Source organism: Streptomyces sp. NPDC029122 (assembly GCF_055569445.1).
The window spans coordinates 42,902-50,347 of the sequence record NZ_JBVHWK010000042.1; the positions used below are offsets into that span (position 1 = coordinate 42,902).

Annotated in this window: 7 protein-coding genes; 3 read left to right on the top strand and 4 right to left on the bottom strand. The window is 74.8% G+C overall.

Annotated elements, in window-relative coordinates:
* Positions 1-15: 15 nt before the first annotated feature.
* From ACZ4WZ_RS32255 to ACZ4WZ_RS32265, 3 genes are all read right to left on the bottom strand, one after another.
* Positions 16-786 carry a thioesterase II family protein gene (locus tag ACZ4WZ_RS32255; protein ID WP_467896444.1) on the bottom strand — a complete coding sequence of 257 codons (771 nt, stop codon included), beginning with the start codon at positions 784-786 and terminating at the stop codon, positions 16-18.
* On the bottom strand, positions 783-2,135 hold the full coding sequence (locus ACZ4WZ_RS32260) for an AMP-binding protein (RefSeq protein ID WP_467896446.1): 1,353 nt from the start codon (positions 2,133-2,135) through the stop codon (positions 783-785). The genes ACZ4WZ_RS32255 and ACZ4WZ_RS32260 overlap by 4 nt, the downstream gene beginning before the upstream one ends.
* Before the next feature lie 90 nt (positions 2,136-2,225).
* Complete coding sequence (locus tag ACZ4WZ_RS32265; RefSeq protein WP_467896448.1) at positions 2,226-2,387, bottom strand: hypothetical protein; 162 nt, start codon at positions 2,385-2,387, stop codon at positions 2,226-2,228.
* Between the two features lie 223 nt (positions 2,388-2,610).
* Between ACZ4WZ_RS32265 and ACZ4WZ_RS32270 the strand changes: the two genes are divergently transcribed.
* Positions 2,611-4,584, top strand: coding sequence for a tetratricopeptide repeat protein (locus ACZ4WZ_RS32270; protein ID WP_467896450.1), 1,974 nt, complete (start codon positions 2,611-2,613; stop codon positions 4,582-4,584).
* 52 nt (positions 4,585-4,636) lie between these two features.
* Here ACZ4WZ_RS32270 and gdhA read toward each other — a convergent pair whose 3' ends face one another.
* Positions 4,637-5,986, bottom strand: coding sequence for an NADP-specific glutamate dehydrogenase (gdhA, locus tag ACZ4WZ_RS32275; protein WP_467896451.1), 1,350 nt, complete (start codon positions 5,984-5,986; stop codon positions 4,637-4,639).
* 263 nt (positions 5,987-6,249) lie between these two features.
* Here gdhA and ACZ4WZ_RS32280 point away from each other — a divergent pair, with 263 nt between their 5' ends.
* Both ACZ4WZ_RS32280 and ACZ4WZ_RS32285 read left to right on the top strand, forming a co-directional pair.
* Positions 6,250-6,747 carry an anthrone oxygenase family protein gene (locus tag ACZ4WZ_RS32280; protein ID WP_467896452.1) on the top strand — a complete coding sequence of 166 codons (498 nt, stop codon included), beginning with the start codon at positions 6,250-6,252 and terminating at the stop codon, positions 6,745-6,747.
* A gap of 119 nt (positions 6,748-6,866) precedes the next feature.
* Complete coding sequence (locus ACZ4WZ_RS32285) at positions 6,867-7,334, top strand: MarR family transcriptional regulator (RefSeq protein ID WP_467896454.1); 468 nt, start codon at positions 6,867-6,869, stop codon at positions 7,332-7,334.
* The last annotated feature ends 112 nt before the right edge of the window (positions 7,335-7,446 follow it).

The window sequence follows — 7,446 nt, forward strand, 5'->3', positions numbered from 1 at the left end:
GCCCGGCCGGACCCGCTACTTCGCCGCGGTGAACGCCGCCAGGTCCTCGGCCACCGCCCGGACCACGGCCCCGTGCTGCTCGGCCAGGTAGAAGTGCCCGCCGGGGAAGCTCCGGAAGCCGAACCCCGCCCCCGTCAGCGCCCGCCAGCCCATCGCCTCGGCCACGCTCGCCCGCGGGTCGGACTCCCCGCAGAACACGCTGACGGGAGTGCGCAGCGGCGGTCCCGGCTCGTACCGCCAGGTCTCGGCCGCCTTGTAATCGCTGCGCAGCGCCGGGAGGATCAGCGCCCGGAACTCCGGGTCCGCCAGCAGTGCGGGGTCGGTGCCGGAGAGGGAGTGCACCCGGGCGAGGAGGGTGTCGTCGTCCCGCGTGTGGAGGTTCTCCTCCCGCACGATCAGCGGGGAGCGGCGCCCGGAGACGATCAGGCCGCGCGGCGTGTCGCCGGCCGCCTCCAGCCGGCGCGCCAGCTCGTAGGCGAGGACCGCGCCCATGCTGTGCCCGAACAGGACGAGGGGCCGGTCGCGCCACGGCAGGAGCGCCCGTTCCACCCCGTCGGCGAGCCCGGCGACGGTGTCCGGGCTCGGCTCCCCCAGCCGCTCCTGGCGGCCGGGGTACTGGACGGTGAGCACCTCGGCGTGGGCGGCCAGGTCGCGGGAGAGCGGGAAGTAGAAGGAGGCGCTGCCGCCCGCGTGCGGGAGGACGACGAGGACCGGTACGTTCCCCGGCGGCGCCGTCGGCGGGTGGAAGCGGCGGATCCAGGGGCTCCCCTGCGCGGTGGTGCTCACCGGGCGTCCCCGGTCCGGTCGGTGAGGAGGAGCTTCTTCTGCGGTTTGCCCATGGCGTTGCGCGGGATCGCGGGGACGAAGCGGACCTCGCGCGGGCGTTTGTGCACCGACAGGTGCGCGGCGACGAAGTCGGTGAGCTCGGGGCCGGTGACCCCTTCGGCGACGACGAAGGCGACGATGCGCTGTCCGAGGTCCGCGTCCGGGACCCCGACGACGGCCGCCTCGGCGACCTTGGGGTGGTCCAGCAGGGCATTCTCGATCTCGCCCGCGCCGATGCGGTAGCCACCGGACTTGATCATGTCGATGGAGGCCCGGCCGACGATGCGGTGGACCCCGTCCCGCGGGTCGACGGCGGCGATGTCGCCCGTACGGAACCACCCGTCCTCGGTGTACGCGGCCGCGGTGGCCTCGGGGCGGCCCAGGTAGCCGGAGAACAGCGTGGGCCCGGTCAGCTGGAGTTCGCCGATCTCGGCGCCCGGCTCGGCCGCGATCCGGGTGCGGATGCCGGGCAGGGGGGTGCCGACGGTGCCGGGCCGGACCTCGCCGCCCGCGCGGCCGCTGACGGTGATCAGGGTCTCGGTCATCCCGTAGCGCTCGACGGGGCGGTGGCCGGTGAGGCGCTCCAGGTCCCGGAAGACGGGCGCGGGCAGGGCGGCGCTGCCGGAGACGAGGAGGCGGGCCCCGGACAGCGCGGCCGCGTGCTCCGGTTCGGCGGCGATGCGGGACCACACGGTCGGCACCCCGAAGTACAGGCTGCCCCGGGCGGCGGCGTACGCCCGCGGGGCCGGGCGGCCGGTGTGCACCAGGCGGCTGCCGGTGCGCAGGGCGCCGAGGACGCCGAGGACGAGGCCGTGCACGTGGAACAGGGGGAGCCCGTGCACCAGGGTGTCCTCGGCGCTCCACTGCCAGGCCTCGGCGAGGGCGTCGAGGTCGGCGGCGAGGGCGTCGGCGGTCAGGACCACGCCCTTGGGCGGGCCGGTGGTCCCCGAGGTGTACAGGATGAGCGCCGGGTCCTTCGGGCCGCCGCCGCGGGGCGGGGCGGCGGCGGAGCGCCGGGCGAAGTCGACGGTGGTCTCGACGGCGCCGGAGTCCCGCAGGATGTGCTCGCGTTCGGCCGGGCCGGCGTCGGGGGGCAGCGGTACGAAGGGCACCCCGGCCAGGAGCCCGCCGACGGCCGCCGCCACGGTTTCGAGGGAGGCGGTCGCCGTCACGGCGAAGGCGGGGGCTCCGGCGACGTCGGCGGCCACGGCCCTCGCCGCGCCGAGCAGTTCCTCGTACGAGGCGGTGCGGCCGGCGACGCCGATGGCGTCCTCGCGGTCGCCGTACGTCCCGTCAAGCGCGGTCAGCACGCGGCAACTCCCTGTCGGTGGCGGGCGGGCCCCCAGGCTACGCCGCCGCCCCCGAGGCCCGCCCGAGCGGCCCTCGTACGCCGGGCCCGCTCACTCCTCGGGGTTCTCGGGGGTCTCGGGGTTCTGGGGGTCCTCGGCCGCGGCGATGGCCTCGCGGCGGACCCGGCGGACCTCGAGGGTGAGGGAGAGCCCCGATCCGATCAGGGTGAGGACGTCGGCGGCGACGGAGAGGACGGGGAGGAGGTCGGTCATGGCCGGGCCCTTCGGGGTGGGGCCGCGGGGTGCGGCCGGTGGACGCACCATCGGGGGGAGTTGGGTTGTCCGGACCCTCCGGGCGGAACATCGCAGATAAGTTGCGGACGGAGGGCCGCTCGTCCTGGACGGACCGGACAAGGGCGCGGCACGCGCGACAGGGGGTACCTCGTTGGCGGGAACGGACAGGCCCAAGGGCCGGCCGTGGAAGGAGATCCGGCCCGTGAACCCGGGCGCGGGCAGGCTGGCCGCGTTCCTGCGCGCGCAGGTGGAGGGCTCCGGCAAGACCCTGGCCGACCTGGCGAAGGAGATCGACTACTCCAAGTCGCAGGTCAGCTCGCTGCTCAGTGGGCGGATCCCGCCGCAGCGGTTCGTCACCTCACTGATCGGGGCCACGGTCCCCGCGCCGTTGCGCGAACGCCGGCGCGGCGAGGCGGAGGCCCTGCTGTACGAGGCGTTGCACCCGCCCCGGGCCGCGAAACCGGCGGCGCGGGCGGCCGGCGCGGCGGTGGTGGACCTGACGGCCGTGCAGGCGCAGCAGATCGAGACGTACGACCGGCTGACCCGCGCCCTGGAGCAGCAGGCGGAGCTGCGCCAGACCGCCGACAACGCCGCGCGGCTGATCTGGATCCTGCTCGGGATGATCCACAAGCTGAACGAACGGGTCGGCACCCTGAGCCGCGAGCGCGACCGGGCCGCGGGCCAGGAGGCCCTGGAGGCGGCCCGGGCGAAGCTGGCGCGCGCGGAATCCCAGCAGGCCAAGGCCGAGGGCGAACTGGGCCGGGCCGAGGAGAAGAAGCGGCAGGCCGAGGCCCTGGCCGGGCGCCTTCAGGAACAGATCGCCGCGCTGGCGGAGGAGCTGGAGCGGCTGCGCGGCCAGGGCGGCGGCCAGGCCCCCTCGGACGGTCTCCCCGGCCTCACCCCGTCCACTCCGCCGGCCGCCTCCCCGGACCCCGTGGGCGACGACGTCGACGCGACCCTGGCCCGCGTGACGGCGGTCAACGACACCGACAGCGACACGGTCCACCGCATCACCGGGGAACTCGGGGAACTCGGCGAGCCCTCACCGGCCACTGTCCCGGACAAGCCCTCCACCAGCCCGGACGTGCGGAACAACACGGCCCGCGAACTCCGCGCCGAGGCCGAGGCCGCGGAGAACGGCGGCGACTTCGGGGAGGCGGCCCGCCTCTACGGCCGGCTGACCACGGCCTCGGCCGGCTACCTGGGCCCGGACCACCCGGAAACCCTCCGCAGCCGGCACGAGCACGCCCGGTCCGTGGGCGAGGCGGGCGCACCCGCGACCGCACGCGACCTCACGGCCGCCCTCGTCTCCGACGAGACCCGCGTCCTCGGCGCCGACCACGTCGACACCCTGCACAGCCGCTACCAGCTCGCCTACTACACCGGCGAAGCCGGCGACTTCGTCACCGCGCGGGACCTCGCGGCCGCGCTCCTCCGGGACGAGGAGCGCGTGCTGGGACCCGACCACCGCTCCACGCTGAGCAGCCGCTACGCGCACGCCTACTACACCGGCATGGGCGGCGCGCCCGCCGAGGCGGAAGACCTGTACGGGGAACTCGTCCAGGACCAGACCCGTATCCTCGGCGCCGACCACCCCGACACCCTCAACAGCCGTTTCGAGCACGCGCACTTCACCGGATCGGCAGGCGCACCCGTCACCGCGCGCCGCATGATGGCCGCACTGGTCCTCGACCGCGAACGCGTCCTGGGAGCCGACCATCCCCACACCCTCGTCAGCCGCTTCCAGCACGCCTTCTACACGGCAGCGGCCGGCGACGCCGCCACCGCACGCGACCTCTTCGCGGCCGTCGTCTCCGACGAGACCCGGGTCCTCGGCGCCGACCACCCCGACACCCTCAACAGCCGTCGCCAGCACGCCCGCAACACGGCGAAAGCGGGGGATCACGCCACGGCGCGCGACCTCTACGAGGGGCTCGCTCGCGACCAGGCCCGCGTCCTCGGACCCGACCACCGCCGCACCCTGGCCGGCCGCTACCAGCACGTCCGGCACACCGCCAAGGCGGGCGACCCCGTCGCCGCCCTCGATCTGATGACCGCACTCGCGGCCGATCTCGAACGCGCGCTCGGCGTCGGCCACCCCGACTCCGTCACCGGCCGCGAGCGGCTCGCCGAGCTGGCGCGACGGGTCGCGGAAGCCGGCGGCGCCCCGGCCTGACGAGCGGGCCCGCGTCCCGTCACCGGGGACACGGGCCCTGCGGGGCCGGGGGTCAGATCACGCCCTGGACCAGCATCGCGTCCGCCACGCGTTCGAAGCCGGCGATGTTGGCGCCCGTGACGTAGTCGCCCGGGGCGTCGTAGCGGGCGGCCGTCTCGTACGCCACCTCGTGGATCGCGCTCATGATGCCGGCCAGCTCCGACTCGACCCGGTCGCGGGTCCAGGCCGTGCGGCCCGCGTTCTGGGCCATCTCCAGGGCGCTGACCGCGACGCCGCCCGCGTTGGCGGCCTTGCCCGGGCCGAAGGCGACGCCCGCCGCCCGGAAGAGGTGGACCGCCTCGGGAGTGGTGGGCATGTTGGCGCCCTCCGAGACCGCCTTGACGCCGTTCCCGATGAGGGTGCGCGCGTCGTCGGCGCCGAGTTCGTTCTGGGTCGCGGAGGGGAACGCCACGTCGGCCGGGACCTCCCAGACCCGCCCGCCCGGCACGAAGCGGGCCGAGGGGCCGCGCCGGGCCGCGTACTCGCTGACACGGCCCCGCTCGACCTCCTTGATCTGCCGCAGCAGCGCCAGGTCGATGCCCTTGTCGTCGACCACGTAGCCCTGCGAGTCGGAGCACGTCAGCGGGTTGGCGCCGAGCTGCTGGAGCTTCTCGACCGTGTACAGGGCCACGTTCCCGGAGCCGGAGACCACGGCCGTCAGGCCGTCCAGGGACTCGCCCCGCACCTTCAGCATCTCGGCGGCGAACAGGACGCTGCCGTAACCGGTGGCCTCGGGCCGGATCGCGGAGCCGCCCCAGCCCTGCCCCTTGCCGGTCAGGACGCCGGCCTCCCAGCGGTTGGTGATGCGCCGGTACTGGCCGAACAGGTAGCCGATCTCGCGGCCGCCGACGCCGATGTCCCCGGCCGGGACGTCGGTGTGCTCGCCGATGTGGCGGTGGAGCTCGGTCATGAAGGACTGGCAGAAGCGCATGACCTCGGCGTCGGAGCGGCCGTGCGGGTCGAAGTCGCTGCCGCCCTTGCCGGCGCCGATGCCCAGCCCGGTCAGCGCGTTCTTGAAGATCTGCTCGAAGCCGAGGAACTTCACCACGCCGATGTCCACGGACGGGTGGAAGCGCAGCCCGCCCTTGTACGGGCCGAGCGCGCTGTTGAACTCCACCCGGTAGCCGCGGTTGACGTGCACGCGCCCGTGGTCGTCCGTCCACGGCACCCTGAAGATGATCTGCCGCTCCGGTTCCACGAGCCGCTCCACGAGCCCGGCCTCGGCGTACTCGGGGCGCGCCGCGAAGACGGGGGCCAGGGTGTCCAGGACCTCCCGTACGGCCTGGTGGAACTCGGGCTGGGCGGGGTTGCGGCGCTCGATGTCGGACCGCAGTGCGTCCAGCCTGTGCTTCGGGTCGGTCACGGTCTGATTCCTCTCCGGCGTCCTGGCGGGCGTGCGGGCCCAGCGGGAGGGTACCGCGCGCGGGGGGTGCCCCCGGAACCGGTCATCCGGCCTGACCGGCAGGGCTGTTGGGCCCGTGCGATGCCACGGGTGGTGGCGCGCGCACGACCGTGGGATCGGACGGGAACGGCGCGGATCAGCAGCGCAACGGCCGGGAATGGGCGAGAATCCGGCCACCGCGGCGCACGGCGCGCACCTGCGGCACCTACGCGTACGGGGGACACATGGAAACGGCACGGCTGGTGTCACTGATCGCCGCGACCATCACGACGGGCCTGGTCGGCGGCCTCTTCTACGGGTTCTCGGTGGCGGTGATGCCCGGCCTGCGCGCCGCGTCCGACCGGACGGCGGTCGAGACGATGCAGCGCATCAACGTGGCCATCCTCAACGGCTGGTTCCTGCTGGGCTACGTCGGCTCGCTGCTGTTCACCGGGCTCGCCCTGGGCCTGCACCTGCCGGGTGACGGACGCCGCGCCCTGCTGCCGCTGGCCGGCGCGTTCGTCGCGTACCTGCTCGCGATGGCCGTCACCGCCCGGGTGAACATCCCGCTCAACAACGCCCTGGAGCAGGCCGGACCGGTGGACCGGATCACCGATCCGGCCGCCGTGCGCCGCGCGTTCGAGGGGCCGTGGGTCCGCGCGAACGTGTGGCGCACGGTCCTGTGCACGGTGGCGTTCGGGCTGCTGACGTGGGCGCTGACCCTGCACGGCGGGCACGCCTAGGAAGGTCCTGCCGCTTCCGGGAGATCATCCGCTTGCCCTCAACCGCGCTTGAGGTCGTACGTTTTCCGCATGACCTGCACGGTGTGCAGGATCCGCGCCGGAATGCTCAGGAGGCCCCCATGACGACCCAGCCGATGACCGACGCCGAACTCGCCGGCCAGCCCGCCGCGTACTGGACCGGTCTCGCCTACGAGGCGCTCATCGCGTTCACCCGGGCCCGGCAGGTCGAGAAGGGCTACACCCAGCCCCAGTTCTGGCTCCTGCGCAACCTGTCGGCGAACGACATCTCCCCCGACGGGGAGGGGATGACCCTGCCGGAACTGCGGGCGGCCATGGCCTCCTACATCCGGCCCGAGGACGATCTGGCCGCGGAGGCCGAAGTGCTCCTCGAGCGCGGCTGGCTGACCCGGGACGCCGGACAGCGGCTGTGGCTCACCGAGGAGGGGGAACGGGCCCGGGTCGAGCTCGCGCGCAACGCCCCCGCGATCCGCGCCGCCCTCCATGAGGGCATCGACGACGCGGACTACGTCACCACCATGAAGGTGCTCCGGCGGCTGATCCACAACGCGGGCGGGCCGGTCGCCTGACGGACCGCCGGACCCCGTGACCCCGGGGGGGGGGGGGGGGGGGGGGGGGGGGGGGGGGGGGGGGGGGGGGGGGGGGGGGGGGGGGGGGGGGGGGGGGGGGGGGGGGGGGGGG

What these genes read in the sequence shown, in the direction of transcription:
- ACZ4WZ_RS32265 (WP_467896448.1), bottom strand. Translation starts at nt 2,387, where the DNA reads ATGACCGACCTCCTCCCCGTCCTCTCCGTCGCCGCCGACGTCCTCACC.
- ACZ4WZ_RS32280 (WP_467896452.1), top strand. Translation starts at nt 6,250, where the DNA reads ATGGAAACGGCACGGCTGGTGTCACTGATCGCCGCGACCATCACGACG.
- ACZ4WZ_RS32285 (WP_467896454.1), top strand. Translation starts at nt 6,867, where the DNA reads ATGACGACCCAGCCGATGACCGACGCCGAACTCGCCGGCCAGCCCGCC.